The sequence below is a fragment of the Streptococcus sp. HMSC034B05 genome (assembly GCF_001809055.1).
Classification (GTDB): domain Bacteria; phylum Bacillota; class Bacilli; order Lactobacillales; family Streptococcaceae; genus Streptococcus; species Streptococcus constellatus.
Map to the genome: position 1 here is coordinate 37022 of NZ_KV795595.1, position 26994 is coordinate 64015.

Here is a 26994-nt window from a genome sequence, read left to right on the forward strand (position 1 = left end):
AGGAGCTTTTTTATAAATGACAAAACAACTTGTACTGGTTAGCCATGGTCACTTTTGTGAAGAATTGAAAAAAAGTACCGAAATGATTATGGGGCCTCTGGAATTCGTTCATACAGTTCCCTTACTTCCAGAAGAAGGAATAGACGACTTTACGGCTAAATTTTTAGCGACTGTAAAAGAGTTAGATGATTACATTGTCTTTGCTGATTTGCTTGGAGGAACACCTTGTAATGTCGTTAGTCGCCTTATTCTGGAAGGACTTCAAATTGAACTCTATGCAGGAATGAATATGCCCATGGTGATAGAATTTATCAATTCTGCCTTGACTGGTGTGGAAGCAAAATATATTGAAAAAGCAAACAGATACATTGTGAAGGTCAATGATATGTTGGCAGCAATGAATGATGAGGAAGATGAATAAAAATATATCCAGTTAATAGTGGCTGAGAAAGCGCATACTTGGTATAATAAGGAGGAGGGGATAAGAGAATGGATTTCTTAGAAATCCTTATTTCCCGCCCCCTTCTTTTGGTTAATAGAAAACATCACATCTGCAAAGCAGAAAGGAGAAATATGCTCAATTATACAAAGGAAAAATTAGTTGAATTAGGTGCGGAAATCACCACGAGAGAAATTTATCAACAGCCACAGGTTTGGCAGACGGCTTTTGAAAATTATAAAGCACAAGCTGATGAGATTGTAGCGTTTCTAAATGGTATTGATGAAAAGCATGACTATATCAAGGTTATTTTGACAGGGGCTGGAACATCAGCCTATGTTGGAGATACGCTTTTACCTTATTTTAGAAAGCTGTATGATGAACGCAAGTGGAATTTCAACGCCATTGCAACAACGGATATTGTAGCCAATCCTTTGGCGTATTTACACAAGGAAGTACCGACTGTTTTAGTTTCTTTTGCCCGTAGCGGAAATTCGCCAGAGAGTGTGGCAACAGTTGATTTGGCAAAGGATTTGGTTGAGGAACTGTACCAAATTACAATTACATGTGCAGCAGAAGGGAAGTTAGCGCAGCAAGCACATGGTGATGAACGCAATTTGCTCTTGCTTCAGCCTGCACTATCAAATGATGCTGGCTTTGCTATGACCTCAAGCTTTACGTCTATGATGTTAACCGCTTTGCTCGTCTTTGACAAGGCAGATTTAGCTGTAAAAGAAGGGAAGATTGCTGCTTTAATAGCTTTGAGTCAAAAGGTGCTAGATTCGGCAGAAATGATTCAAAAGATGGTGTCCTTGGATTACAATCGAGTCATTTATCTGGGGGCAGGGCCATTCTTTGGTTTGGCGCATGAAGCCCAACTGAAAATTTTGGAATTGACTGCCGGGCAAGTGGCAACGATGTATGAAAGCCCTGTTGGTTTCCGCCATGGTCCAAAATCATTAGTGAATGAAGAAACGGTCATTGTGGTGTTTGGTTCGACAGACTCATATACCAAATTATATGATCTTGATTTAGTCCGAGAAGTGGCTGGAGATGATATTGCCCGCAAGGTGATTTTATTGACAGATCAGAGGGAAGATTTGGAAAATGTTGAACAGATCATTCTTTCTAGCCAATCACTAGCAGATGACGTTTATCGCGTGTTCCCTTATATTGTCTATGGTCAATTATTTGCCTTATTAACATCCCTTAAGGTTCAAAATCGTCCAGACACACCGTCTCCGACAGGAACGGTCAACCGTGTTGTGCAAGGTGTCATCATTCACCCGTTTGATAAAGAATAGGAAGGAATCTATGGAAAAATTAAAAATTAGTCACGAAAAGTTATTACATTTAAAGAAGCTGTCAGATGAAAATGGTATGATTGGAGCTTTGGCGATTGATCAGAGAGGTTCGCTGAAAAAAATGCTGGCAAGTGGGGCACGTACTGTATCGGGCGATGAAGCACTGATTGAGTTTAAACAATTGATTTCCAGTCAGTTGACTCCGTATGCAACTTCTATCCTTTTGGATCCAGAATATGGTGTCCCCGCTACTAAATTACGGGCATCAGAGTGCGGTCTTATTGTTGCTTATGAAAAGACAGGGTATGATGCGACAACAGAAGGTCGCCTGCCAGACTTGCTACCAAATTGGTCTGCTAAACGCATTAAAGAACTAGGCGCTGATGCAGTCAAAGTTTTGATTTATTATGATGTAGATGACAAACCTGAAATCAATGATATCAAACAAGCTTGGGTCGAACGAGTAGGGAGTGAATGTCTCGCAGAAGATATACCTTATTTCCTTGAAATTCTGACTTATGATACGAAGTGTACTAGTGTAGTAGATGCAGATTATGCAAAAGTAAAACCTCACAAAGTCAATGAAGCCATGAAGCTCTTTTCAGAACCACGTTATAATGTAGATGTTTTAAAAGTCGAAGTTCCTGTAAATATGCATTTTGTAGAAGGTTTTGCAAAAGATGGAGTAGAACCAGTTTATAGTCTCGCAGAAGCTAAGGCTTTCTTTAAGGAACAATCTGATGCGACGCATCTGCCATTTATTTTCTTGAGTGCTGGAGTTAGCGCAGAGCTTTTCCAAGAAACACTGAAAGTGGCACATGAGGCAGGTTCTCAATTTAATGGTGTCCTTTGTGGTCGTGCTACCTGGAAAGAAGCTGTTACGGTCTTTGCAGATCAAGGAGCGGATGCAGCTAGAACTTGGTTGGATGAAACAGGACGTCAAAATATTAATGACTTAAATCGTGTCTTACGTGAAACAGCTGTTTCGTGGATGGAGAAGTTAGATATTTAAAATAGGAAAATGTAAAATGGTAATAAAAACAAGGAAAGTTGTATGAAATCTTATCAAGAAGCTATTTTCGGAACATTTCAAGGGCAAGATATTGTTTCTTACACATTTGAAAATGATTTGGGCTATCGTTTGAAAGTCATGACTTATGGAGCGACTATCTTAGAATATGTCACTCCGGACAGAAATCATGAATTTACAAATATCGTAGTTGGGTTTGATTCTTTTGATGCTTATGTAGGCAATAGCCCTAAATATGGCGCAAGCGTTGGACCAGTTGCAGGACGGATTGCAAAGGCTGAGTTCGAGTTGAATGGAGCAATCTATCCGTTAGAGGTCAATAATGCAGAAAATTGTAATCACAGCGGATCTACTGGCTGGGATAGTGCCATTTTTCAAGTGGAAGAGGTCACGAATGAAAGTGTCACTTTTTATATTGAACGCACAGACGGAACAGGTGGTTTTCCAGGAAATTTGAAGGTCTGGGTTTCTTATACTTTAACAGAAGTGGGTGAGCTAGAGGTTTCGTATCAAGTCCAAACGGACAAGGACACTTTAGTTAATCCAACTAACCACAGTTACTTTAACTTAACAGGCGATTTCAGTCAGCCAATTGATCATTGTATTTTACAGCTGAATACTCTCGGTGTCTATCCTATCGCACTAGATGGAATACCTGCTAAAATACCAGATTCAGAACATAACTTTGTAAAACAACTTTGCCAAGGTGTTTCTATGAAGGATATTTTTGCAGATCAAGATGAGCAGATTCAGATTGTATCAGGCTTAGATCATCCATTTGCTTTGGATAAAAAGCAGGAATACGCTGGCTCTCTTTATGAGCCAGAATCTGGGCGTTACCTCACTTTCAAAACTAGTGCACCTTGTTTGGTGACTTACTCAGCAAACTTTGTGGATGACACGGTCATTTTAAATGGGCATCCCATGATTCAGCACAATGGCTTAGCTCTTGAAACTCAGGCGCTTCCTGATGCCATTCATAGCGACTTGAAAGCAGATGTTATCTTAAAAGCGAGTGAGATTTTTACCAGCACGACCATTTATCATGCAACAAGCAAATGAAAATGAATATTGAAAACGGCAGTTGATTGTTCTGTCGTTTTTATTTAATACCAGTTTAAAATACTTATTCCATATTAGTATCATCAAATAAAAATCTTTAGTGTCTATTTGTAAAATCTACGGTTAAATCAGTTTACTAACCTAATTTTTATAATAAAAGGAAGTGAGTTTTACCTCTTTGCTTCCTCTCACTCTTGGTATTGATGCGAAAGAGGGATTGGTTGCATCAACAACCCAAAAATTCCATATAAATAAAAAAACACACAAACAGATTTCACTCTGTCCATGTGTTTTGCTGGTTTTGATAAGAATACGGAGGATTCTTTTGTATAGATAGTGATGTGTTACTCCCGTAAATAATCGCCGTGTAAAATTATTTTAAATTCATCAAAACTGTAATCACCCTTCCACTCTCCGTTTTTTGCATTAATATACTCATCATGTGAAGTTGGTTTACCCCATTCCCAACCTTCTTCAACCCATCTATCTATAGTTTCTTTATTTATATCCTGATATGATTTCATTAGTTATTTCCTTTTATAAATTCTAAGTTTATCTGTTAAACTTAGAATTATCGACTTATTTTTGCTAAAGTTTAGCCAGTTTACCGTTTCCTTCACAATGATTAAATTCAACCTATTTACGATGCTTTTCAATCCAGGAAACGGAAAAATCTACTAGATTACGCTGTTGCATCAGTCTAGAATCAGCATTGCCGATTTTCCCTATATTTGCAAGACCCTTTTCCTCAAACGCGATTCCTATGTCCTCAAAATCTTCTCCGTCAACAAATAAGGTATTATACGCTTTCCATATCCGAACACCATCTTGAAGTATGGCACTGTGTTCAATACAGTCATGTTTCCCAGGATACTCTGCACGGACATCTGCTAAGTGTATGGAGGTGTTTTTATCATATCCAACCCCTAATAACAGTACTTTTGCGTCAAGTTCATAGAGTTTTGCGATAGGTGATCCCTCCCCAAATATATTTGAAAGGGTGTGTTCCGCTGTAATATATTCAGCTTGTTTTCCCCATGCACAAATTGATCTTGCTGGATGATCTGTTCTGATGCTCCCCGGCCATTGACGGAACATTTCTGCAACAGCTCCCATTGTATTTGTTGGCGTTATCTGTTTATCATATGCTGGCCAATTCTCTCTAATTTTATCCCAGTCTGACTCGTCTGCATTCCAGTGCACACCTGTTTCCGGATCTAAATTTTTCCATGACTGTGTCGGCATCACAATGGTACCTTCAGAAGTAACGACTTCAATTAGAGCTTCTATCACAGCCTGTGCTCCGCCACATACATATCCAATACTTTTTAACGATGTATGGACAATGACAACATCCCCTTGTTTCAGGCCCAGTTGTGTCAGGTCCGCTACGATATCATTTTTATCTACTGTTCTCATAATTCTTTCCTCTTGTGAGCAAAATTTATCCTAAATTCATCCGACAGTCCGGCATTTATTTTACTCAATCCATTGTATAAATGCTCTTTTATCTTCGGCATTATAGCCGGCATTCTTATAAAAAGTTAATGTACTTTTGTTCTTTGTACCCGTCAAAAGCATTATTTTATAGCAATTGTTTTCTATCGCTATTTCCCTAGCATAATAGAGACATTCTGTCGCATATCCTTTTCCTCTATGTTCTTCATGTGTCACCACATTCTCAATAAGGGCATATGGACGTATATTTCTGGTTAGATTCGGAATGATGATACAAATGCAGGATGAAAGGATCTGACCATTTATCTCTTTTACAATAATATGGTGATTTTTATCTTCCATGATTGCATTCCATGTACTCTCCAAAGCATCAATATCTTTCGGAATCTCTTTTTCATGCAAGGACAGATATAGGTTCAACAAGTCATATAAATCTTCTCTAACAGCTTCTCGTATCATCAGCATCTCTCCTTCATGTAGGTTTCCACTTCTTCAGCAGTCAATTTTCTCACCTGTGTATTGGGAAATTCCTGATATTCTTCAACTGAAAAAACAGACGCCATTTTTTCACAAGTTTTTCCTTTATTCTTTTTTAGATATAATTTCAATTCTTCATTGCTTGCAAAAATTTTATAGGAAATTCTACCATTCTCACTTTTCAATTCATAAATACCACATGGCTTTTTTTCTGTATAATCGGCAGTTCTCAAATACAGCTTTGCAATTTCTAATGACTTAAAAGGAAAATTCCATCGTTGCAACCCGCGATTTGGATCGTATTCAATACAAATGCACCTACCGCATGTACCACAAATATACTGTGTATGATTCGTTAAACAATCCAAAGGATTTAAAAGTGGCGTTATTCTATTTTGATCAACATAACATTCCTTACACATGTTCATTTCACAACCTCTCAGAATTTCAATTTTATCTATATGAGCCTACATGAGTCTATCATTTTTTGCCCTGATTTCATCAGCAAAGAATGTTTAACTAATATACTCTAATTTACAAATTAATTTCTTCAAAATCTTTCACAGCTTTTTGATAGAAAAGCCATGTACATAACATAAACACGGTGATACCAATCGCCAATATGGCAACCTGCAGTATGCTTAAATTTGCAGGATCATTTAGGCTTTCCAAGCCGGGAATGTGATGTAACACTTCTCCCATGAATATTATGATAGATCCGACTACGCAGAATAAGATGAAAGGCTTCCCAATCTTGTAAGCCGTCTTAAAAAATCCTGCTAAAAAAATACCATTAAAGGACGCGAATACAGCTAATAAATAGCCAAGATAAGCCGCATTTGCATTCATCAATGGATTTGTCACATACGGGGCGGCATTACCTAGAAATTTCATCCTAATAATCGTTAGCAATGCGCATAAGACAAAAGCCATCAATTCGATGAACAAAACAAATAGATACTTAGCTGAAACCACATCTTTTTTCCTTACCGGCAGCATAACCGTGTAGGTAATATCATCGTATTCCCGAACTTGCTGGTAGGTATAGAAAATGCCAAGACAGATAAAAAAGGAACCGACAAGAATAGGGTATCCTGGAATCATCGTCATAGTTGAAAAAGCTATAAACCAATAGCTCAAAGGATTTGCTGACAGTTTCATTTCCTTATAAAGAAGTTTTTTCATCATAGATTCACCTCTTCTCTTTCGATATGCACCATAATATCTTCAAGTGTTGGTGCACCACCTATTTCCTCCGTGTAATGGTGGATAAAGTCTTCTTTTTTCGCAGATAAAAGCAATTCTCCATTTTTGATGTAGGTGATCGTATCTGCACATTTCTCCAAATCACTGGTAATATGGGTAGAAAATAAGATTGCTACCCCTTTTTCAGCCAGTTTTCGGAAAATCTCATTCATCTCATCTCTGGATACGGGGTCAAGTCCACTGGTCGGCTCATCCAAGATTAAAAGCTTTGCGTGATGAGAAAGAGCCAAGGTCAGATAGAATTTTACTTTCATCCCCTCAGACAGTTCCATAATCCTCTTATTTTCATCAAGTTTAAATGCATCAAGATAATGACGGTAAGTCTCATTATCCCAATTTTCATAAAAAATACGAGTAATAGCTACAATATCCTTTAGCTTTTCTCTTTTATAATAATTGATTCCACCTACTGCATACCCAATCTGCTGTTTAATTTTATCCTCATTATCCAGATAGTCCATTCCAAGAATACGAACACTGCCTGCATCAGGATGGACAAGATTTAGAATCGATTTCAGAGTTGTCGTTTTACCTGCACCGTTTCTACCTATAAATCCCATAACTTCACCGGCTTCAATATGAAAACTAACAGGTTTTAATTCAAAAGCCGGATATTTTTTTGTCAGATTATTTATTTCCAGAATATATCCCATATTATTCATCTTCTTTCTCTTCAAAAGCCACTTCCATCAAGTGCGCGAATGCTCCTTTAGGCGGTATAGCGATACCTCGTTTTTCATCGCCAAGAAGCAGAAGCGTATCACCAGGCTTGATATTAAATACCTCTCGTGCCTGCTTCGGTATTACTATCTGACCTTTTTCCCCAACTGTAGCTGTCCATGCATATTTTCCTTTTGGTGTTTTCGCCATGCTCGTCTCCTCTTAAGTATGTTTAGTATGATTTGTATAACTAATTATACCACATAATCTTAAAATAACAAACTTTTATGTCATATCATAAATCATACTACTGCCACACCAATATACTTAAACTCATTTATAGATAGTAAACTCGTAGTAATTTGATTGGTTTTATTCTTGATAGGGAATACTGTTTCCAGTGTTTATGCGGATAATTGGGATTTGATGATGTTTTTGTTATAATAATAGTTATGAGTAGAATTTTAGATAATGAATTGATGGGAGACGAAGAGTTAGTAGAACGCACGCTTCGTCCCCAGTATTTGCAAGAATATATTGGGCAAGATAAGGTCAAAAATCAATTAAAGATTTTTATCGAGGCAGCTAAGTTGCGAGATGAGGCGCTAGATCACACCTTGCTTTTCGGACCTCCGGGACTAGGGAAGACCACTATGGCCTTTGTTATTGCCAATGAACTAGGAGTCAATCTCAAGCAAACTTCTGGTCCAGTCATCGAAAAAGCAGGTGATTTGGTAGCGATTTTAAATGACCTAGATCCGGGAGATGTCCTCTTTATTGATGAAATTCACCGCTTGCCTATGTCTGTTGAAGAGGTGCTCTATAGCGCTATGGAGGACTTTTACATTGATATTATGATTGGCTCTGGCGAGACCAGTCGCAGTGTCCACTTGGATTTGCCGCCGTTTACTTTGATTGGAGCAACGACGCGGGCAGGTATGCTGTCAAATCCTCTACGCGCACGTTTCGGGATTACTGGTCACATGGAATATTATGCAGAAGCAGATTTGACCGAGATTGTGGAGCGAACGGCAGAAATCTTTGAAATGGACATCACTCATGAAGCAGCTGAAGAATTAGCACTGCGTAGCCGAGGCACGCCTCGGATTGCCAATCGGCTTCTTAAACGCGTACGAGATTTTGCTCAAATCATGGGAGATGGTTTGATTGATGCTCGTATCACTGATCAGGCTTTATCAATGCTGGACGTGGATCAAGAAGGGCTGGATTATGTAGATCAGAAGATTCTTAAAACCATGATTGAGGTTTATGGTGGTGGTCCGGTTGGTCTGGGAACTCTTTCGGTTAATATCGCTGAAGAACGAGAAACAGTTGAAGATATGTATGAGCCTTATCTGATCCAAAAAGGCTTTGTCATGCGGACGAGAACAGGGCGCGTGGCGACCCGCAAGGCTTATGAACATCTAGGTTATGAGTATTTTGAAAAGTAGGATTTATGAAAATAGCAGAGCAGGATATTTTAAATCAATTTACTGCAGATAAAGATTTGATGACGATTTTAACAATGATTCGCAGTTTGCAGCTAAAAGATAGTTGGTTGGCTGCTGGCAGTGTACGAAATTTTATCTGGAATTATTTGTCAAATCAACCGGGATTTGATAAAGAGACAGACGTTGATGTAATTTTCTTTGATCCAGCTATTTCTTATGAAGAAACCCTTAAAATCGAGACAAAACTGAAAGAAAACCATCCAAACTATAACTGGGAACTGAAAAATCAGGTTTATATGCATATTCACAATCCTAATACAGAACCTTATCGAGATTCTAGAGATGCTATGAGCAAATACCCAGAACGCTGTACAGCAATTGGGCTTCGCTTATTGGACAACGACCAGTTGGAATTGTTTGCTCCTTATGGTTTAGACGATATTCTAGAGTTCCGAATTGCATCCACTCCGCATTTCCTAGAAGATGCAGACAGGAGGCAGCTCTATAACATGAGAATACAGAAAAAAGATTGGCAGAAGAAGTGGAACAATCTTCAAATTGAATTTCTTTAAAATTTTTTAGAAAAAAGAAAAATCTTTAAGAAAAATTTAAGTCAGCATCGTTATACTATAATCACAAGTTGAGAGAAGCTTAACTTGAACTCCTAAAAACTTTTCTTTTTCATAATAATCTCCCTATAAGAGTCGCCCAATCGGCGGCTTTTTTGAGATTTATAAAGAATTGAAAAAATCTCAAGGGTTAAAATCCCTATTTTTATAGATTTTGTTATAATAGTAAAGAGGTCTATGCTATGAAAAAAATTGTGTTTGTTTGCCTGGGAAATATCTGTCGCAGTCCAATGGCAGAATTTGTGATGAAAGATTTGACAGATGAAGTTTATGTTGAAAGTCGTGCGACTTCGGATTGGGAACATGGGAATCCAATTCACTCTGGAACGCAGGCAATTTTCAGGAAATATGCCATTCCTTATGATAAAGGTAAGACTTCGCAGCAAATATCAATACAGGACTTTGAACGTTTTGATTATATTATCGGAATGGACCAATCCAATCTTCAGGATTTAAAGAAAATGGCGCCAAAGCAATATGCTAGTAAAATTTTCCAATTTGAAGAGAAAAGTGTGCCAGATCCGTGGTACACAGGAGATTTTGATGAAACCTATCAGCTTGTATTGGAAGGTTGTCAAAAGTGGCTGGAGCAGATGAAGAACGAAGATTAAGTAAAAAATGGATACACTAAAAGCATTTTACGAAAAATATAAAATTTATCTTACAAGGCATAATTTAGAGTTGCTAACAGTAACAGTTATTGTCATATCAGCGATTGTTGCCTTTACATCAGGGATTCCAAGTCAAGGGGCTTTGACGTTGGATAAAGGAGCAATCAAGTACAATGGTAGCCTTGTTCGTGGGAAAATGAGTGGACAAGGAACCTTGACTTTTAAAAATGGCGATGTCTATAAAGGGCATTTTAAAAATGGAATGTTTAATGGGCAAGGAACTTTTACCGCTAAAGCTGGCTGGAAGTATGAAGGAAATTTTGTAAATGGTCAAGCAGATGGTCAAGGAAAATTGACGACAGAGGACAATGTTGTCTACAAGGGAAAGTTTAAACAGGGGATTTATCAAAATGCGCGTTAAATGGTTTTCATTAGTGAGGATTACAGGGTTACTTCTAGTCCTGCTCTACCATTTCTTCCAGAAAGCTTTTCCTGGCGGTTTTATTGGTGTGGATATTTTCTTCACTTTCTCAGGCTTTTTGATTACATCTCTCTTGATTGATGAATTTGCCAGAAACAAGGGAATTGACATCAAAGGATTTCTGAGACGGCGATTTTATCGGATTGTGCCGCCGCTTGTGCTAATGATTTTGGTTGTTATGCCTTTCACGCTTTTAATTCGGAGAGATTTTGTGGCGGGGATTGGAACGCAAATCGCTGCTGCATTCGGCTTTATGACCAATTTCTATGAAATCTTGTCCGGTGGAAATTACGAAAGCCGATTTATCCCGCACCTTTTTGTGCACACTTGGAGCTTGGCTTTGGAAATGCACTACTATATTTTATGGGGGTTGGCAACATGGTATTTAGCAAAGAAAAGTAAGAATGTTGGACAATTTCGTGGTGTCATCTTTCTTGTTTCGTCTGCTTTGTTCTTCATTAGTTTTCTTTCTATGTTTGTCAGAGGTTTTTTCTCTTCAAACTTTTCTGTGATTTACTTTTCGAGTTTTACTCATATCTTCCCATTTTTTGTAGGAAGTGTTCTAGCTACGGTTTCAGGTGTGAGCGACTTGGGAGCACCTTTCCGTAAAATAGAGCAAGCGCTTGATTTGAAAAAAACCTTTTATCTACTTGGTGGAAGTTTTGTAGCTTTGCTACTGTTGACTTTTCTTCTGAGGTTTGACAATTTATTGACTTATCTGTTTGGTTTTCTTCTTGCAACGGTATTTTCAGTAGTGATGATTTTAGCAACACGTGTGCTCCATGAGAAGACGCCACATGTTGATGAGCCACCGATTATCACTTTCATTGCAGATACGAGCTACGGTGTCTATTTGTTCCATTGGCCATTCTATATCATTTTCTCTCAATTGATGGGCAATGGTTTAGCTGTGCTTTTGACAACCATTCTCTCCTTTGCTTTCGCTGCCGGCTCTTTTTACCTTTTGGAGCCAACATTAGCAGGTAAAGAGCCCAAAGTATTTGGCTTGAAAATGAATATTAAGCAGATCACAATACCTGTATTTTATAGTTTGATTCCTTTTACCTTGATAACATTGATCATTATGATGACTGCTCCCAAAATCGGTGCCTTTGAAGAAAATTTATTGGTCAATGGACTCAATCAAGCTGATAATAAAATGCAAATCACTCGTACACAAGTTGATCATGCGACAGCCAGCCAATACAATGTTACGAAAGGAACAACTGTTATCGGAGATTCTGTTGCTTTACGGGCAAGTGAATGGCTCAAACAAGCTATGCCAGAGGCTCAAGTAGATGCAGCTGTTAGCCGTAATTTAGCATCAGGATTGGAGGTTTATCAAACAGATATTTCCAATAAAGTACTTCTGGAAAATGTTGTGCTAGCGTTGGGCGCTAATACTGTTGACAACTATGAAAGTCTGCTCAATCAATTTATTGCAAAATTACCGAAAGGTCATCGCTTAATCTTGGTAACGCCTTATGACGGACGCACAGCGCATGATGGGACCAGTATCGCTGTAAAAACACGTCAGTATGAATTGGAATTGGCTAAAAAATACGATTATGTCTTTGTAGCAGATTGGTATCAGGTAGCTATCGAACATCCTGAAATTTGGTACGGCACAGACTACGTACACTTTGGTTCAGAGTCGACTACAATCACCAAGGGTGGAGAACTTTATGCTCAAACCGTCAAACAAACGATTGAGGAGGCAACGAAAAAAGGAACTGTTAAGAAATAATAGTAAATAAATTAGGAGTCATGGATTGCATTGCGATTCATGGCTTTTGTGTAGCGTAAGAAGTGAGTGTCATGTGAGCGGAGTAAATAAGGCAGCAAAAAGGCTCTTTGATACAATCTTTTCGCCTATAAAACCTTGGCTCAAGTATGTGAAATATATTTTTTGTGTTTTGAAATTCACAAACAGTGCTTTAGAACACAGTAGAAAATACATGTTTTGAAACAAATTCACAATATAAAAGAAAAAGTTTGTGAAGTTTACTTGAAAGTGTTTACAAGAGAAAGAAAATAAGGTATAATAATCTTGTGAAAAAATTAACAAAGGATTTTTAAAAATCCTGAGAACCATTGGAGGAACACATGGCTGATAAAAAAACATTAACTCCCGAAGAAAAAAAGTTAGCTGCTGAAAAGCATGTTGACGAACTTGTTCAAAAAGGGCTAATTGCTCTAGAAGAAATGAGAAAATTAAATCAAGAACAAGTAGACTACATTGTTGCAAAAGCTTCAGTTGCTGCTCTTGATGCGCACGGTATCTTAGCTGAGCATGCTGTTAAAGAAACGGGTCGCGGTGTCTTTGAAGACAAAGCAACGAAGAACCTCTTTGCCTGTGAGCATGTTGTTAACAATATGCGTGGTGTTAAAACTGTTGGTGTTATTGAAGATGATCCAATTACAGGTTTGACTAAAATTGCTGAACCAGTTGGTGTTATCTGTGGTGTAACTCCTACAACCAACCCAACTTCAACTGCGATTTTTAAATCTTTGATTTCATTGAAAACACGCAATCCAATTGTGTTTGCTTTCCACCCATCTGCTCAAGAATCTTCTGCTCATGCAGCACAAATCGTTCGTGATGCAGCGATTGCAGCAGGAGCACCTGAAAACTGCGTGCAATGGATTACTCAACCATCTATGGAAGCTACAACAGCTTTGATGAATCATGAAGGTATTGCAACCATTCTTGCGACTGGTGGGAATGCTATGGTAAAAGCTGCTTATTCATGTGGAAAACCAGCCCTTGGAGTTGGTGCTGGAAATGTGCCAGCTTATGTTGAAAAATCAGCTAATATCCGCCAAGCAGCACATGACATCGTTATGTCTAAATCTTTTGATAACGGAATGGTTTGCGCGTCTGAACAAGCAGTTATCATTGATAAAGAAATCTATGATGAATTTGTAGAAGAATTCAAATCATATCATACTTATTTTGTAAACAAAAAAGAAAAAGCCCTTCTTGAAGAATTCTGCTTTGGCGCTAAAGCAAACAGCAAAAACTGTGCTGGTGCTAAACTAAATGCGAATATTGTAGGGAAACCAGCTGCATGGATTGCAGAACAAGCTGGGTTCACTGTTCCAGAAGATACCAACATTCTTGCAGCAGAATGTAAAGAGGTTGGTGAAAAAGAACCTTTGACTCGTGAAAAATTATCACCAGTTATTGCAGTCTTGAAATCTGAAGACACTGAAGACGGACTTAAGAAAGCACGTCAAATGGTTGAATTCAACGGTCTTGGTCACTCAGCTGCTATCCATACAAAAGACGAAACTCTTGCAAAACGTTTCGGTACGGAAATAAAAGCAATGCGTATCATCTGGAACTCTCCATCTACTTTCGGTGGTATTGGGGATGTATATAATGCCTTCATTCCGTCATTAACGCTTGGATGTGGTTCATACGGACGTAACTCAGTTGGTGATAACGTATCCGCTATCAACCTTCTCAACATCAAGAAAGTAGGGAAACGTAGAAATAATATGCAATGGTTTAAAATTCCTTCAAAAATCTACTTCGAACGTAACTCAATCCAATATCTTCAAACTTGCGAAGGCATTGAACGTGTTATGATTGTTACCGATAAATCTATCGAAAAACTTGGCTTTGTGCAACGTGTGATTGATCAATTGAATCTCCGTGCAAATAAAGTGACAATTCAAGTCTTCTCAGATGTTGAACCAGATCCAGACATCACAACAGTCCGCCGCGGTACTGAAGCAATGCGTGAATTTGAACCAGATACAATCATTGCACTCGGTGGTGGTTCTCCAATGGATGCGGCTAAAGGAATGTGGATGTTCTATGAACAACCAGAAGTTGACTTCAGCGATCTTGTTCAAAAATTCATGGATATTCGTAAACGTGCCTTCAAATTCCCATCACTTGGTAAGAAAGCGAAATACATTGGTATCCCAACAACATCTGGTACAGGTTCAGAAGTAACACCGTTTGCTGTTATCTCTGATAAAGCAAGCAATCGTAAATACCCACTTGCTGACTATGCTTTGACGCCAACCATTGCGATTGTTGACCCAGCTTTGGTAGAATCTGTTCCAGCATTTATCGCAGCAGATACAGGTATGGATGTTCTAACTCACGTTACAGAAGCCTATACTTCAAACTTTGCTAATGACTATACAGATGGTATTGCCCTTCAAACTATTAAGTTGGTCTTTAAATACTTGGAAAAATCTGTAAAAACAGCTGACCCAGAAGCTCGCGAAAAGATGCATAATGCCTCTACAATGGCTGGTATGGCCTTTGCAAATGCCTTCCTTGGAATGAGTCACTCAATGGCGCATAAGATTGGTGCTGTTCACCACACCATTCACGGACGTACAAATGCTATTTTACTTCCTTATGTTATCCGTTACAATGGAACTCGTCCATCTAAGACTACAACATGGCCTAAATACAATTACTGGAAAGCTGATGAAAAATTCCAAGACATTGCTCGTATGCTTGGTTTGCCATGCTCAACTCCGGAAGAAGCAGTTGAAGCTTATGCAAAAGCTGTGTATGATCTTGGTGTGGCAGTCGGCATCAAGATGAACTTCAAAGATCAAGGAATTGATGAAAAGGTTTGGAATGATAGTCTGCATGAAATTGCCCTTCTAGCTTATGAAGACCAATGTTCACCAGCCAATCCACGCTTGCCAATGGTAGCTGATATGGAAGAAATCATGGCTGACGCTTACTATGGCTATGCAGAACGTCCAGGACGTCGTAAATAGACGGTAAAGTTTGTTCTGATTTGAATCGTTTGTCAATTGTGTAGACAATATATTCAGGTTTTGAAAGATAAATCAGTTTATCAGTCACAATCTCTCTGTAAAAGCAGGGAGATTTTTCTATTGGGGAGTATTTTTGCTTTCGCTTGCTATTATATGCGCTTTCCTTTAATCTAGTTGTGAAAAAAGGAGGACAATCATGCTTCAATTATTGGTATGTGATATGGACGGTGTCATTGTGGATACGGAATATCTAGATTTTCAATTACAATAAGCATTTGTGTGCTTGTTTAGTTCAAGTCCAAATGAGTTGTCTCAGCAAGATTTTTCGATTTTAGTTGGAAAATCTTATACGGCTCTTTATCGTTGTATTAAACAGCTCAGCCAGACAAGTTTATCTTTGGAAACAATCGATCATCAACTAGACAAGTTTGCAGCAGAAAAATATCAAGAGGTAAACTACCAAGAATTGTTTCAGAAAGCTATCGTGCAGATTCTCTTATATGCTAGGAAAAATCATATAAAAGTAGCACTTGTATCGTCTTTTAGATATCAACATATTATAGAAGTTCTGACTTCTTGTGGAATTAAAGAATATTTTGACTTGATTGTCAGTGGTGAAGATTTTGCGGAAAGCAAGCCTAATCCAGCGATTTATCAAGTTATTTTAGAAAAATTGGATATAAATGTGGGAAATGCTGTAGCTATTGAGAATTCTTTTTGTGGTATTGCTGCTGCTAAGAGTGCAGGGTTAAAGATTATTGCTTATGAAGAAAAGAGGATGCCTGTTGACCAGAGTCAAGCTGACATGGTCGCAAAAGATATGATTGAGATTTTCTCAATACTACAAACCTTGAAGGAGAGTGAATGATTGTGATGCTTTGGGTATCGTTTTCTTGAAACTACTTTCAAGATTTAAGAGAAAAGTGAGCATTATCAGAAATTAGAACCTAAATATCGGATGTTATTGAAAGCGTTTTAAAAAACAGCTATAATAGCACTGTGAGATTGAAAGCGCTTTAAAAATCGATCTACAATAGTAAAGGAGAAGGCTGTCTATGGCAAAAATGACAAAAGACGAGCTGATTGCCAAAATAAAAGATGGCATCATTGTTTCCTGTCAAGCTCTGCCACATGAACCGCTTTATACTGATGCAGGTGGGGTTATTCCTCTTTTAGTGAAAGCGGCTGAACAAGGAGGCGCTGTTGGTATTCGAGCGAATAGCGTTCGGGATATTAAGGAAATTAAAGAGGTCACTTCACTACCCATTATTGGTATTATCAAGCGAGATTATCCACCTCAAGAGCCATTTATTACCGCAACGATGCGAGAAATTGATGAACTAGCAGCTCTGGATATTGAAGTGATTGCTTTTGATTGTACAAAGCGGGAGCGTTTTGATGGTTTAAAGATTGCGGATTTCATCAAGCAAGTGAAGGAGAAATATCCTCATCAATTGTTCATGGCAGATGTGAGTACCTTTGAAGAGGGAGCTGCTGCGGTAGAAGCGGGTGTGGACTTTGTAGGGACAACTTTGTCGGGCTACACTTCTTATAGTTTGCAATGTGAGGGGCCGGATTTTGATCTGATAAAAAATTTATGTGATGCAGGTTTGGATGTTATCGCGGAAGGAAAAATTCATTATCCAAGTGAAGCTAAAACGATTCATGACTTAGGTGTTAGAGGAATTGTAGTAGGTGGTGCCATTACGCGTCCAAAAGAAATTACAGAGCGTTTTGTTGCAGCAGTAAGTGAAAAGTAGGAACAATTTTATCCTAAAAAGGATGACAATAAAAGGAGAAACAATATGAGGATGAAGAAAATACTTTGTTCGTTAGTTGCAGGAGCTGCAATTTTATCTTTGGCAGCATGTGGAAATTCAGGTGGTTCAAACAAGTCGGCTGATTCAGGTAATTCTTCTGGTAAGACAGAGATTACTTGGTGGGCTTTCCCAGTCTTCACGCAAGAAAAAGCAAACGATGGTGTTGGAACTTATGAAAAAGAAATTATCAAAGCATTTGAAAAAGCCAATCCAGATATTAAAGTGAAACTAGAAACAATTGATTTCAAATCTGGTCCAGAAAAAATCACAACGGCGATTGAAGCAGGAACAGCACCAGATGTCCTCTTTGACGCACCGGGTCGGATCATTCAATATGGTAAAAATGGTAAATTGGCAGAATTGAACGATCTCTTTACAAATGATTTTGTCAAAGATGTCAATAACAATCAAATCATTCAAGCCAGCAAAGCTGGTGACAAAGCTTATATGTATCCAATTAGCTCTGCGCCATTTTACATGGCATTGAACAAGAAAATGCTGAAAGAAGCTGGTGTGTTAGACCTTGTTAAAGAGGGTTGGACAACTGCTGACTTTGAAAAAGTATTAAAAGCATTGAAAGCTAAAGGGTATACTCCTGGCTCACTCTTCAGTAATGGTCAAGGTGGTGACCAAGGTACACGTGCTTTCATTTCAAATCTTTATGGTGGTTCTGTAACAGATGATAAGGTGACAAAATATACAACGGACAGTCCAAACTTTGTCAAAGGTTTGAACAAAGCAGTGAGCTGGATTAAAGATGGTTTGATGACAAACGGCTCTCAATTCGATGGTGGAGCAGATATTCAAAACTTTGCGAATGGGCAAACTTCTTATACTGTTCTTTGGGCACCTGCGCAAAAAGGCATCCAAGCTAAACTCTTGAAAGCCAGTGGCGTCGAAGTTGTGGAAGTGCCATTCCCATCAGATAACGGAAAACCAGCTTTAGAATACCTTGTAAATGGTTTTGGTATCTTTAACAATAAAGATAAAAAGAAAGTAGAAGCTGCTAAAAAGTTTGTCAAATTTATTGCGGATGATAAAAAGTGGGGGCCAAAAAATGTTGTTCGTACAGGTGCCTTCCCAGTCCGTTCCTCATTTGGAAAATTGTATAATGACAAACGGATGGAAACAATCAGCACTTGGACAAAATATTATTCACCATATTACAACACGATTGATGGATTTGCAGAAATGAGAACACTCTGGTTCCCAATGTTGCAATCTGTTTCAAATGGCGATGAAAAAGTTGAATTTGCTTTGAAGACCTTTACAGAAAAAGCAAATGAAACCATTAAAAAAAGTAAAAAATAAATAATGTAACGATTTCCCTTTTTCTGTTGTTGGTTTCATAAAATAGGAAAAGGGAATTTTTTATCAAAAAGAGGAGGTCAGTATCTCCTCTAGCTAAATGAGGTGTTGAATGTGAAAGTGAATAAAATAAGAATGAGAGAAACGGTGATTTCCTATGCTTTTTTGGCACCAGTTCTATTATTCTTTATTGTCTTTGTATTAGCACCGATGGTGATGGGATTTGTAACGAGTTTCTTTAATTATTCTATGACTTCCTTTTCATTCGTTGGATTGGACAATTACTCACGAATGTTTAAAGATCCAGTCTTTATCAAATCTCTCATTAATACGGTGATTATCGTTATTGGTTCGGTACCAATTGTTGTGTTGTTCTCTTTGTTTGTGGCTTCTCAAACCTATAGTCAGAATGCGATTGCACGGTCATTTTATCGGTTCGTCTTCTTCCTGCCGGTGGTAACAGGGAGTGTAGCTGTAACGGTTGTATGGAAATGGATTTACGACCCACTGTCAGGGATTTTGAATTTCGTCCTGAAGTCGGGTCATGTCATCAATCAGAATATTTCTTGGCTGGGTGATAAGCATTGGGCGTTGATGGCGATTATTGTGATTTTGCTGACAACTTCTGTCGGGCAGCCTATTATTCTCTATATTGCTGCTATGGGAAATATTGACAATTCATTGGTAGAAGCTGCGCGTGTTGACGGAGCGACAGAGCTGCAAGTTTTCTGGAAGATTAAATGGCCAAGTCTTTTGCCAACAACTCTGTATATTGCGATCATTACAACAATCAATTCCTTCCAATGTTTTGCCTTGATTCAGCTGTTGACATCCGGAGGGCCAAACTATTCAACCAGTACATTGATGTATTACCTGTATGAAAAAGCCTTCAAGTTATCTGAATATGGTTATGCTAATACCATGGGAGTATTTTTAGCTGTCATGATTGCTTTGATTAGCTTTGCCCAATTCAAGATTCTTGGAAATGACGTCAAATATTAAAGAAAGGAGAGACAAGATGAAACAGAAAAAAATGAGTGCCTTTACGGTAATTTCAACGATTATTCTCTTGGTGTTGACCGTTCTCTTTGTTTTTCCTTTCTATTGGATTTTAACAGGGGCTTTCAAATCGCAGCCAGACACGATTGTCATTCCACCTCAATGGTGGCCTAAGATGCCAACATTAGAAAATTTCCAACAGCTGATGGTGCAAAACCCAGCCCTGCAATGGATGTGGAATAGTGTCTTTATCTCGCTAGCGACCATGTTTTTGGTCTGCATTACTTCTGCCTTAGCGGGTTATGTTCTGGCTAAAAAACGTTTCTATGGGCAGCGGATTCTTTTTGCAACTTTTATCGCTGCTATGGCTCTGCCTAAACAAGTAGTACTGGTTCCTTTGGTCCGTATTGTCAACTTTATGGGAATTCATGATACACTAGCTGCGGTTATTTTGCCTCTTGTCGGTTGGCCTTTTGGGGTTTTCCTCATGAAGCAATTTAGTGAAAATATCCCAACGGAATTGTTGGAATCTGCTAAGATTGATGGCTGTGGTGAGATTCGGACTTTTTGGAATGTAGCTTTTCCAATTGTAAAACCAGGTTTTGCTGCCCTTGCCATTTTTACCTTTATCAACACATGGAATGATTACTTTATGCAATTGGTCATGCTGACATCGCGGCAGAATCTAACGATTTCACTTGGAGTGGCAACGATGCAAGCTGAAATGGCAACGAATTATGGTTTGATTATGGCCGGTGCTGCGATGGCAGCTGTTCCGATTGTAACCGTCTTTCTTGTCTTCCAAAAATCCTTCACACAAGGTATTACCATGGGAGCTGTGAAAGGATAAGGAGGGAGAACGAATGATTTTCGATGAATTGGAAAATCTCGCCCATTACAAAGGTATCCATAATCATTTAGATTGTGCCATTGATTATCTCCTAACTCACGATTTAAGCAATTATGAGTTAGGACGGTATGAGATTAATGGAGACAAAGTTTTCTTCTTTGTGCAGGAAAATGAGCTTAATCAAGAAGAGAATGATGAATTTGAATTTCATCATCGTTATTTGGATTTGCATTTTCTCTTGGAAGGGCGAGAAATAATCCAGTATGGCTATGAGCAAACGGAACTTCGCAAGGTTTATGATGCAGAGAAAGATATTGGTTTTAACACTTGCAACCAAGTCTATCCGCTAGTTTTGGATCATCGGAATTTTGTGGCGTTTTTACCAGAAGAAGCTCATCACCCAAATGGTTTTGCTGGCAAGGGGTTGACGGTCAAGAAATGCGTGGTAAAAGTGCTATTTGACTAACTAGAAAAATAAAGGAGATTGAGCATGGAGAACAAAAGCTCTCAGTTAGTGAAATCTATTTTTAATACGGATAATTTATTCATGAGAATTTGTGAAAAAATTCTTGATTTAGTGACAGTCAATCTTCTTTTTCTGCTGTCTTGTCTACCACTTGTTACGATTGGTATTGCCAAAATTAGCTTGTATGAAACTTTGTTTGAAATCAAGGATGCGCGTCGCGTAAAAGTCACAGCGATGTACATGCAAGCATTTAGAAAAAATTGGAAAGTCGGTTTAAAACTTGGTTTGCTAGAACTGCTACTTGTAGGAATCAGTCTATTTGACCTCGTGCTTTTTTGGAGGCAGGAAACAATGCTGTTTCAAATGCTAAAAGCAACTTGTATCGGTGTCATCATTTTTACTAGTTTGCTGTTTTTATGCATCTATCCTTTGGCAGCTAAGTTTGAAATGACGGTAAAAGATCTATTACAAACGGGACTGATCATGGTGAGTTTGCATTTCCCGTGGTTCTTTTTGATGATAGCCTTATTAGCTGTAATTGTCTTTTTCCTCTCTAGTTCAGGATTTGTATTGCTACTGGGCTTTACTCTTTTTGTATTAGTTGGCTTTGCAGCCTTAGGATTTTTGCAATTGCCTATTATGGAAACTATTTTTAATAAATATAAACGATAAAACCAATTAACTTGGAGAATAAAATATGAGAGATTTAAAAAAATATGAAGGGGTCATTCCGGCCTTTTATGCTTGCTATGATGATCAAGGCGAGATTAGTCCAGAGCGCGTGCGAGCTTTGGTAGAATATTTTCTTGAAAAAGGAGTTCAAGGCTTGTATGTTAATGGCTCATCTGGTGAATGTATCTACCAAAGTGTTGCTGATAGAAAATTGATTTTGGAAGAAGTAATGGCAGTGGCAAAAGGGAAATTAACTATTATTGCGCACGTCGCTTGCAACAACACCAAGGATAGTATGGAGTTAGCGCGCCATGCAGAAAGCTTGGGAGTGGACGCTATTGCGACCATACCACCGATTTATTTTCGTTTGCCAGAATACTCGATTGCTCAATATTGGAACGATATTAGCGCAGCTGCCCCACATACAGACTTTGTGATCTACAATATTCCGCAGTTGGCAGGTGTAGCTCTGACGCCAAGTTTATATACAGAAATGCTCAAAAATGAACGTGTGATTGGCGTGAAGAATTCTTCCATGCCTGTCCAAGACATTCAAACCTTTGCAGCACTTGGTGGGGAAGACCACCTCGTCTTTAATGGGCCAGATGAGCAATTTTTAGGCGGTCGCCTGATGGGAGCAAGAGCAGGTATCGGCGGAACATATGGGGCGATGCCAGAGCTTTTCTTGAAGCTCAATCAATTGATTGCCGACAAAGAATTGGAGAGAGCAAAAGAATTACAATTTACCATCAACACTATTATCGGAAAATTAACTGCTGCTCATGGAAATATGTATTCTGTCATCAAGGAAGTCTTGAAAATCAATGAAAATCTAAACATTGGTTCTGTTCGTGCTCCTTTAACACCAGTGACAGGCACAGATCGTCCGATTGTAGAGGAAGCAGCTCGCTTGATTCGTGTAGCTAAGGAAACGTTCTTGTAATAAAAAAGAGGTGGATTATGGGGAAATATATTGCCATTGATATTGGTGGAACAAATATCAAATATGGTCTGATTGATGATACTGACACCTTGCTGGAAGCACATGAAATCCCAACAGAGGCTCATAAGGGCGGTCCAGAAATTTTGCGCAAGGTAAAGGGAATTGTAGCACGTTATTTAGAACAAATTCCAGTTGCTGGGGTTTGTATCTCCTCGGCTGGAATGGTCGATCCAGATAAAGGAGAAATCTTTTATGCTGGTCCTCAGATTCCAAATTATGCTGGTACTCAGTTCAAGAAAGTGGTAGAAGAAACATTTTCCGTTCCTTGTGAGATTGAAAACGATGTCAATTGTGCTGGCTTAGCGGAAGTCATGTCCGGGAGCGGAAAGGGAGCGAACATTGCGATTTGTTTGACGATTGGGACGGGTATCGGCGGTTGTTTGCTGGTGGATGGTCAGGTTTTTCATGGTTTTAGTAATTCAGCTTGTGAAGTCGGTTATGTGTATCTATCAGATGGTGCATTCCAAGATGTGGCTTCAACGACGGCCTTGGTCAATTATGTAGCAGAACTTCACGACGAAGAGCCTACTATGTGGAATGGACGGCGCATTTTCAAGGAAGCAACAGAAGGAAATGCACGCTGTATCCAAGGTATTGACCGCATGGTCAACTATCTGGGACAAGGGATTGCTAATATCTGTTATGTAGTCAATCCAGAAGTGGTGATTTTAGGTGGCGGCATTATGGAGCAAGAGGCCGTTCTTCGTCCTCGAATTGAGGCTGCTATGAAAGCCTGCTTGGTACCAAGTATCGCTAAAAAAACCAAGCTCGCTTTCGCTTACTATCAAAATACAGCAGGAATGTTTGGTGCCTATTATCATTTTAAAAATAAACAACAATAGATAAAAAGAGCAAGCGAGGTTCTCAGGAAAATCTGAACTCAACTTGCTCTTTTGTTATTTATGTCGTTGGTAGTAACCATTTAATTTTTTATTTTCCCAATAGCTGTTGAAGATTTTTTCTTTTTTCTCCCGATCAATTTCAAGGAAAAAGGCATAGAGTAAGTCAATCACCAGCAACATAGAAAATTGAGCTGAGATGCGCAAAATATACTCTGGTTTGCTTTGAATGGCAACAGGAATGATTTCCGTAAACTGTTGGTCAACTTTGTCTGATTGGCCTGTTACCAATACAGTTTTAGCTCCCATTGCTTTGGCATCCATCAGACTATTGATGATAGATTGGGTTTGTCCTGATAAAGAGAAACCAATCACCAAGCAATTTTTGTCTAAAATACTGGTCGTCCAAGCAAAGCCGTCTTGATCTGTCAAAGCTTCGCAGATGACCCCAAGCCGCATGAAGCGCAGTTTCATATCACGAGCTACCAACCCTGAACTACCAATACCAAAAAAATACACTCGATCCGCTTCTTCGATAAACTGCACCACACGCAACAGTTTTTCTTCATCAATCAATTCCTCTGTCTGTTGTCGAATTTGAGTATAATTTCGCAAAACTCTACGGGACACATCGTGTTGTAAGTGATTGGTTTCTTCTACATTACTTTGCAGTTGATGAATATATTGAAAATTAAACTCTCTATAACCTTTAAATCCACATTTTTTTGCAAAGCGAGTAAGTGCCGCCTGGGAGATGTAAAGAGTTTGCGCAACTTTTTGCGAAGAAAGGTCGTCGTAGATACTAGAAGGATTTAAAAAGTAGTTTGCAATCCGCTTTTCTAAGTCGGTCATGCTGTCAAAATGGCTTTCGATTCTCGCCATAATATGTCGCGTATTTTTCATAGATGTACTTTCTTTACTTGTAGTGATATAGAACAAATGTTTTGAAAAACCTATTTGTATTATAACATAGTTTTACAAAATAAGACGCTGGGTAGCTTGATAAATAGCACAGGGTGAAATGATTTCAATTAAGCGCAGAAAAGGAATAAAACTCTGTGACGAATGGTTTGAAAATGTGTTATAATTTACACAAGTAAACGTTACAGCCATTGTATGATACAAAGGAGGTGCAAGATATGACGAACGCTACTCTTGAGCAAATGCAAGAAATTGAGCGAGCAGCAGACGAAGTGCTAGCTGGTTATCAACATCAGATTCGGGAGTTGCAAGACCAAGCTGCTAGGGATTTGAAGCAGCTAGGGCGAGCCTATGATGAAGAAAAACAACAGTTGCTTATTGAGTTAAAGGAACAATCTGAAAAAGAGATTGCTAGCTTGACACAAGACTTGGAAAAAACGAAACAAGAGAACGAAGAAAAAGTCCAAGCAGCTTTGTCAAATAAAAAAGAGGCGTTACTGCAAATGATTGTAGACAGGGTGGTAGAAAAATATGGCAATTAGTCAGATGCAGGAGTTGTCGCTACTGTTGCCAAGAGAATTGTTGGATGAAATCCTTTCCTATCTGCAAAATCTCCAATCGGTTGAAATTCAGGATTTACAAGCAAAAGAGACCTGGAAAGGTGCTTTTGAGAAAGAGTTAGTGTGGAATCCTGATACATCTTTTTCGGAACACCTTCAAGCTTTGACTCGGCGGCAGGAAAAACTCGCACGTATGATTGAAAACCTGCAAGCATTTGTTCCTAAGAAAAAAATGCTGGAATCATTGAAGGAAGCTCCGTTGGAAACAAGCTTTGTCAGTTTAGAACAGATGGGACAAGCGCGTGACGAAGAAGCGTTTCTTGCGGCTATTCAGCAACAATTTCAAGTGTTGGCAAGAGCACAAGAAGTCAAAGAAACGGCTCAGTCGGAAGTAGTGGAGTTGGAAAAATGGGCAAGTTTAGACGTTACTCCAGTAGCACTTAAGCAATTTAAACATCTTCGTGCGTTTGTGGGAACCATTCCAACCAGTGGAAACAATCAGTTCAATATTCGATTGCAGGATTATCCTGATCTGGAAGTTCGAGAGGTTTTTACTAGCAGTACAGAAAAAGGAATCCTTGTGTTATGTAAAGCAGAAGTTGCTAAAGAAACCCAAGCAGTTTTGACAGAACTTGGTTTTAAGCTGTTTGAATATGCTTTTGAGGAATTGCCAAAGGAGCGTTTGGTAGCATTACAAGCGACGATAAAAGAGCAAGAAGCACTCATAACTTCAACAAAAATACAACTGGCGTCTTCAAATGAAGAATTAAAACAACTCAAGTGTCAGTTGGATTATGTATTGAATTTAACTTCTCGTCAAGAAAGCAAGGAAGCTCTTGCTAGTACACAGAATTTGGTTGCCTTAGAGGGCTGGATTGAGCAGGAGCAGATAGAAGATTTAAGAATGGGACTCACGCAGCAATTTGGTGGTGCTATCTTGCTTCAAATCCATGAAATGACGGCAGCTGATCGACAGCGCGTGCCGACAAAACTCAAAAACAATGCGCTGATTGAGCCGTTTGAGTTGGTAACGGAAATGTATTCGCTGCCGAAGTACGAAGACAAAGATCCAACACCTGTTGTGTCGCTGTTTTATTTTATCTTTTTTGGTATGATGGCAGCTGATATTGGCTATGGTTTGTTGCTCTTTGGTGGAACAAGTTGGGCTTTGAAGGCTCTATATATCAAGCCAAATCTGGCTAAGAATTTACGCTTTTTTAGAATTTTAGGAGTCGGTGTTGCACTCTGGGGAGTCATCTACGGTTCATTCTTTGGTTTCAAATTACCTTTTGCGATTGTTGATACCAGTACGGATGTGATCACCATTCTGATTATGTCGGTCGTGATTGGGTTTATTACAGTCATGACAGGGCTTTATCTCAGTGGTGCAAAGAATATTCGCGTGAAAGACTATGCGGAAGCCTATAATTCAGGTTTTGCTTGGATGCTGATTCTCGTCGGGCTGGCTTTATTAGCAGCGGGCCGATTATTCCCATCGCTTGCTATTGCTGGTTTGATCGGACAATGGCTTGCTATTATAAATGCTGTGGGTATTGTACTCGTTTCTATTATCAGCGCTAAGAGTTTGAAAGGATTGGGGCCTGCATTGTTTAATTTATACAATATCAGCAGTTATGTGGGCGATTTGGTGAGTTTCACGAGACTTATGGCTTTGGGTCTTGCAGGTGCGAGCATTGGTTCAGCCTTTAACTTAATTGTTAGTCTCTTTCCTCCTTTTGCTCGCTTCAGTATTGGTATTGTGCTATTTATCGCCCTTCACAGTATCAATATGTTCCTCTCCTTTTTATCAGGCTATGTACATGGAGCACGTTTAATTTTTGTTGAATTTTTTGGAAAATTCTACGATGGTGGTGGAAAAGCCTTTAAACCTTTGAAACCAGCAGGGAAATATGTTCGCTACAAAAAGTAA

At 38.8% G+C, this 26994-nt stretch carries 29 protein-coding genes; 21 read left to right on the forward strand and 8 right to left on the reverse strand.

The window, feature by feature from the left end:
- The first annotated feature begins 16 nt into the window (after positions 1-16).
- The 4 genes from HMPREF2542_RS02785 to HMPREF2542_RS02800 all read left to right on the forward strand — a co-directional run bounded on the left by HMPREF2542_RS02785 (position 17) and on the right by HMPREF2542_RS02800 (position 3835).
- Positions 17-421, forward strand: a complete 405-nt coding sequence (locus HMPREF2542_RS02785; RefSeq protein WP_006269222.1) for a PTS sugar transporter subunit IIA — start codon at positions 17-19, stop codon at positions 419-421.
- Positions 422-573: 152 nt separating this feature from the next.
- A complete protein-coding gene (locus HMPREF2542_RS02790; protein ID WP_058670022.1) occupies positions 574-1743 on the forward strand; it encodes an SIS domain-containing protein in 1170 nt (389 codons plus the stop codon).
- Positions 1744-1753: 10 nt separating this feature from the next.
- Complete coding sequence (gene lacD / locus HMPREF2542_RS02795) at positions 1754-2755, forward strand: tagatose-bisphosphate aldolase (protein ID WP_058670023.1); 1002 nt, start codon at positions 1754-1756, stop codon at positions 2753-2755.
- 42 nt (positions 2756-2797) lie between these two features.
- A complete protein-coding gene (locus HMPREF2542_RS02800) occupies positions 2798-3835 on the forward strand; it encodes an aldose epimerase family protein (RefSeq protein ID WP_058670024.1) in 1038 nt (345 codons plus the stop codon).
- Between the two features lie 344 nt (positions 3836-4179).
- On the opposite strand, the gene HMPREF2542_RS02805 is transcribed toward HMPREF2542_RS02800, so the two are convergent.
- From HMPREF2542_RS02805 to HMPREF2542_RS02835, 7 genes are all read right to left on the reverse strand, one after another.
- Complete coding sequence (locus tag HMPREF2542_RS02805; RefSeq protein WP_058670025.1) at positions 4180-4359, reverse strand: hypothetical protein; 180 nt, start codon at positions 4357-4359, stop codon at positions 4180-4182.
- 112 nt (positions 4360-4471) lie between these two features.
- Positions 4472-5254, reverse strand: coding sequence for an AAC(3) family N-acetyltransferase (locus HMPREF2542_RS02810; protein ID WP_058670026.1), 783 nt, complete (start codon positions 5252-5254; stop codon positions 4472-4474).
- A gap of 60 nt (positions 5255-5314) precedes the next feature.
- Positions 5315-5752 carry a GNAT family N-acetyltransferase gene (locus HMPREF2542_RS02815; RefSeq protein ID WP_058670027.1) on the reverse strand — a complete coding sequence of 146 codons (438 nt, stop codon included), beginning with the start codon at positions 5750-5752 and terminating at the stop codon, positions 5315-5317.
- On the reverse strand, positions 5752-6192 hold the full coding sequence (locus HMPREF2542_RS02820; RefSeq protein ID WP_058670402.1) for a hypothetical protein: 441 nt from the start codon (positions 6190-6192) through the stop codon (positions 5752-5754). The genes HMPREF2542_RS02815 and HMPREF2542_RS02820 overlap by 1 nt, the downstream gene beginning before the upstream one ends.
- Before the next feature lie 112 nt (positions 6193-6304).
- Positions 6305-6955, reverse strand: a complete 651-nt coding sequence (locus tag HMPREF2542_RS02825; RefSeq protein WP_058670403.1) for an ABC-2 transporter permease — start codon at positions 6953-6955, stop codon at positions 6305-6307.
- Positions 6955-7689: an ABC transporter ATP-binding protein gene (locus HMPREF2542_RS02830; RefSeq protein ID WP_186822129.1), complete on the reverse strand. Its 735-nt coding sequence runs from the start codon at positions 7687-7689 to the stop codon at positions 6955-6957. Before HMPREF2542_RS02830 ends, HMPREF2542_RS02825 begins: the two co-directional genes overlap by 1 nt.
- A gap of 1 nt (position 7690) precedes the next feature.
- Complete coding sequence (locus tag HMPREF2542_RS02835) at positions 7691-7906, reverse strand: AbrB/MazE/SpoVT family DNA-binding domain-containing protein (RefSeq protein ID WP_006269106.1); 216 nt, start codon at positions 7904-7906, stop codon at positions 7691-7693.
- Positions 7907-8148: 242 nt separating this feature from the next.
- Between HMPREF2542_RS02835 and ruvB the strand changes: the two genes are divergently transcribed.
- From ruvB to HMPREF2542_RS02910, 15 genes are all read left to right on the forward strand, one after another.
- A complete protein-coding gene (gene ruvB / locus HMPREF2542_RS02840; protein WP_058670029.1) occupies positions 8149-9147 on the forward strand; it encodes a Holliday junction branch migration DNA helicase RuvB in 999 nt (332 codons plus the stop codon).
- A gap of 5 nt (positions 9148-9152) precedes the next feature.
- Positions 9153-9719, forward strand: a complete 567-nt coding sequence (locus HMPREF2542_RS02845) for a nucleotidyltransferase family protein (protein ID WP_049480814.1) — start codon at positions 9153-9155, stop codon at positions 9717-9719.
- Between the two features lie 239 nt (positions 9720-9958).
- Positions 9959-10387 (forward strand): low molecular weight protein-tyrosine-phosphatase, encoded by a 429-nt coding sequence (locus HMPREF2542_RS02850; protein ID WP_003027217.1) that lies wholly within the window; start codon positions 9959-9961, stop codon positions 10385-10387.
- Positions 10388-10394: 7 nt separating this feature from the next.
- Positions 10395-10808 (forward strand): MORN repeat-containing protein, encoded by a 414-nt coding sequence (locus HMPREF2542_RS02855; protein ID WP_006270404.1) that lies wholly within the window; start codon positions 10395-10397, stop codon positions 10806-10808.
- Positions 10798-12615: an acyltransferase family protein gene (locus tag HMPREF2542_RS02860; protein WP_058670030.1), complete on the forward strand. Its 1818-nt coding sequence runs from the start codon at positions 10798-10800 to the stop codon at positions 12613-12615. The genes HMPREF2542_RS02855 and HMPREF2542_RS02860 overlap by 11 nt, the downstream gene beginning before the upstream one ends.
- 359 nt (positions 12616-12974) lie before the next feature.
- Entirely contained in the window at positions 12975-15626 is a 2652-nt protein-coding gene (gene adhE / locus HMPREF2542_RS02865; RefSeq protein ID WP_058670031.1) for a bifunctional acetaldehyde-CoA/alcohol dehydrogenase, read from the forward strand.
- Between the two features lie 277 nt (positions 15627-15903).
- The gene (locus tag HMPREF2542_RS02870) at positions 15904-16494 is read left to right on the forward strand and encodes an HAD family hydrolase (RefSeq protein WP_006270418.1); all 591 of its coding nucleotides are present in this window, start codon (positions 15904-15906) and stop codon (positions 16492-16494) included.
- 187 nt (positions 16495-16681) lie between these two features.
- Positions 16682-17386: an N-acetylmannosamine-6-phosphate 2-epimerase gene (locus tag HMPREF2542_RS02875; protein ID WP_006269249.1), complete on the forward strand. Its 705-nt coding sequence runs from the start codon at positions 16682-16684 to the stop codon at positions 17384-17386.
- A gap of 45 nt (positions 17387-17431) precedes the next feature.
- Positions 17432-18757, forward strand: a complete 1326-nt coding sequence (locus HMPREF2542_RS02880; RefSeq protein ID WP_070484298.1) for an ABC transporter substrate-binding protein — start codon at positions 17432-17434, stop codon at positions 18755-18757.
- Positions 18758-18868: 111 nt separating this feature from the next.
- Positions 18869-19756 (forward strand): carbohydrate ABC transporter permease, encoded by an 888-nt coding sequence (locus tag HMPREF2542_RS02885; RefSeq protein ID WP_037566036.1) that lies wholly within the window; start codon positions 18869-18871, stop codon positions 19754-19756.
- Between the two features lie 16 nt (positions 19757-19772).
- A complete protein-coding gene (locus tag HMPREF2542_RS02890; protein WP_020997532.1) occupies positions 19773-20603 on the forward strand; it encodes a carbohydrate ABC transporter permease in 831 nt (276 codons plus the stop codon).
- 13 nt (positions 20604-20616) lie between these two features.
- A complete protein-coding gene (locus tag HMPREF2542_RS02895) occupies positions 20617-21069 on the forward strand; it encodes a NanQ anomerase/TabA/YiaL family protein (RefSeq protein WP_039677543.1) in 453 nt (150 codons plus the stop codon).
- Positions 21070-21093: 24 nt separating this feature from the next.
- Positions 21094-21741: a DUF624 domain-containing protein gene (locus HMPREF2542_RS02900; RefSeq protein WP_058670032.1), complete on the forward strand. Its 648-nt coding sequence runs from the start codon at positions 21094-21096 to the stop codon at positions 21739-21741.
- Positions 21742-21766: 25 nt separating this feature from the next.
- Positions 21767-22684, forward strand: a complete 918-nt coding sequence (locus HMPREF2542_RS02905) for a dihydrodipicolinate synthase family protein (RefSeq protein WP_037596366.1) — start codon at positions 21767-21769, stop codon at positions 22682-22684.
- A gap of 17 nt (positions 22685-22701) precedes the next feature.
- Positions 22702-23586 carry an ROK family protein gene (locus HMPREF2542_RS02910; protein ID WP_058670033.1) on the forward strand — a complete coding sequence of 295 codons (885 nt, stop codon included), beginning with the start codon at positions 22702-22704 and terminating at the stop codon, positions 23584-23586.
- A 54-nt stretch (positions 23587-23640) separates the two neighbouring features.
- On the opposite strand, the gene HMPREF2542_RS02915 is transcribed toward HMPREF2542_RS02910, so the two are convergent.
- The gene (locus HMPREF2542_RS02915) at positions 23641-24486 is read right to left on the reverse strand and encodes a MurR/RpiR family transcriptional regulator (protein ID WP_003071160.1); all 846 of its coding nucleotides are present in this window, start codon (positions 24484-24486) and stop codon (positions 23641-23643) included.
- 236 nt (positions 24487-24722) lie between these two features.
- Here HMPREF2542_RS02915 and HMPREF2542_RS02920 point away from each other — a divergent pair, with 236 nt between their 5' ends.
- Positions 24723-25046: a hypothetical protein gene (locus tag HMPREF2542_RS02920; protein WP_003027241.1), complete on the forward strand. Its 324-nt coding sequence runs from the start codon at positions 24723-24725 to the stop codon at positions 25044-25046.
- The gene (locus tag HMPREF2542_RS02925) at positions 25036-26994 is read left to right on the forward strand and encodes a V-type ATP synthase subunit I (protein ID WP_058670034.1); all 1959 of its coding nucleotides are present in this window, start codon (positions 25036-25038) and stop codon (positions 26992-26994) included. The genes HMPREF2542_RS02920 and HMPREF2542_RS02925 overlap by 11 nt, the downstream gene beginning before the upstream one ends.

Coding starts and splice junctions, on each gene's coding strand:
- HMPREF2542_RS02910 (WP_058670033.1), top strand. CDS start 22,702: ATGGGGAAATATATTGCCATTGATATTGGTGGAACAAATATCAAATAT.
- HMPREF2542_RS02820 (WP_058670402.1), bottom strand. CDS start 6,192: ATGTGTAAGGAATGTTATGTTGATCAAAATAGAATAACGCCACTTTTA.
- HMPREF2542_RS02815 (WP_058670027.1), bottom strand. CDS start 5,752: ATGATACGAGAAGCTGTTAGAGAAGATTTATATGACTTGTTGAACCTA.
- HMPREF2542_RS02845 (WP_049480814.1), top strand. CDS start 9,153: ATGAAAATAGCAGAGCAGGATATTTTAAATCAATTTACTGCAGATAAA.
- HMPREF2542_RS02805 (WP_058670025.1), bottom strand. CDS start 4,359: ATGAAATCATATCAGGATATAAATAAAGAAACTATAGATAGATGGGTT.
- HMPREF2542_RS02800 (WP_058670024.1), top strand. CDS start 2,798: ATGAAATCTTATCAAGAAGCTATTTTCGGAACATTTCAAGGGCAAGAT.
- HMPREF2542_RS02835 (WP_006269106.1), bottom strand. CDS start 7,906: ATGGCGAAAACACCAAAAGGAAAATATGCATGGACAGCTACAGTTGGG.
- HMPREF2542_RS02785 (WP_006269222.1), top strand. CDS start 17: ATGACAAAACAACTTGTACTGGTTAGCCATGGTCACTTTTGTGAAGAA.
- HMPREF2542_RS02810 (WP_058670026.1), bottom strand. CDS start 5,254: ATGAGAACAGTAGATAAAAATGATATCGTAGCGGACCTGACACAACTG.
- HMPREF2542_RS02875 (WP_006269249.1), top strand. CDS start 16,682: ATGGCAAAAATGACAAAAGACGAGCTGATTGCCAAAATAAAAGATGGC.
- HMPREF2542_RS02860 (WP_058670030.1), top strand. CDS start 10,798: ATGCGCGTTAAATGGTTTTCATTAGTGAGGATTACAGGGTTACTTCTA.
- HMPREF2542_RS02895 (WP_039677543.1), top strand. CDS start 20,617: ATGATTTTCGATGAATTGGAAAATCTCGCCCATTACAAAGGTATCCAT.
- adhE (WP_058670031.1), top strand. CDS start 12,975: ATGGCTGATAAAAAAACATTAACTCCCGAAGAAAAAAAGTTAGCTGCT.
- HMPREF2542_RS02790 (WP_058670022.1), top strand. CDS start 574: ATGCTCAATTATACAAAGGAAAAATTAGTTGAATTAGGTGCGGAAATC.
- HMPREF2542_RS02825 (WP_058670403.1), bottom strand. CDS start 6,955: ATGAAAAAACTTCTTTATAAGGAAATGAAACTGTCAGCAAATCCTTTG.
- HMPREF2542_RS02850 (WP_003027217.1), top strand. CDS start 9,959: ATGAAAAAAATTGTGTTTGTTTGCCTGGGAAATATCTGTCGCAGTCCA.
- HMPREF2542_RS02900 (WP_058670032.1), top strand. CDS start 21,094: ATGGAGAACAAAAGCTCTCAGTTAGTGAAATCTATTTTTAATACGGAT.
- HMPREF2542_RS02905 (WP_037596366.1), top strand. CDS start 21,767: ATGAGAGATTTAAAAAAATATGAAGGGGTCATTCCGGCCTTTTATGCT.
- HMPREF2542_RS02915 (WP_003071160.1), bottom strand. CDS start 24,486: ATGAAAAATACGCGACATATTATGGCGAGAATCGAAAGCCATTTTGAC.
- HMPREF2542_RS02830 (WP_186822129.1), bottom strand. CDS start 7,689: ATGGGATATATTCTGGAAATAAATAATCTGACAAAAAAATATCCGGCT.
- HMPREF2542_RS02880 (WP_070484298.1), top strand. CDS start 17,432: ATGAGGATGAAGAAAATACTTTGTTCGTTAGTTGCAGGAGCTGCAATT.
- lacD (WP_058670023.1), top strand. CDS start 1,754: ATGGAAAAATTAAAAATTAGTCACGAAAAGTTATTACATTTAAAGAAG.
- HMPREF2542_RS02925 (WP_058670034.1), top strand. CDS start 25,036: ATGGCAATTAGTCAGATGCAGGAGTTGTCGCTACTGTTGCCAAGAGAA.
- HMPREF2542_RS02920 (WP_003027241.1), top strand. CDS start 24,723: ATGACGAACGCTACTCTTGAGCAAATGCAAGAAATTGAGCGAGCAGCA.
- HMPREF2542_RS02890 (WP_020997532.1), top strand. CDS start 19,773: ATGAAACAGAAAAAAATGAGTGCCTTTACGGTAATTTCAACGATTATT.
- HMPREF2542_RS02855 (WP_006270404.1), top strand. CDS start 10,395: ATGGATACACTAAAAGCATTTTACGAAAAATATAAAATTTATCTTACA.
- ruvB (WP_058670029.1), top strand. CDS start 8,149: ATGAGTAGAATTTTAGATAATGAATTGATGGGAGACGAAGAGTTAGTA.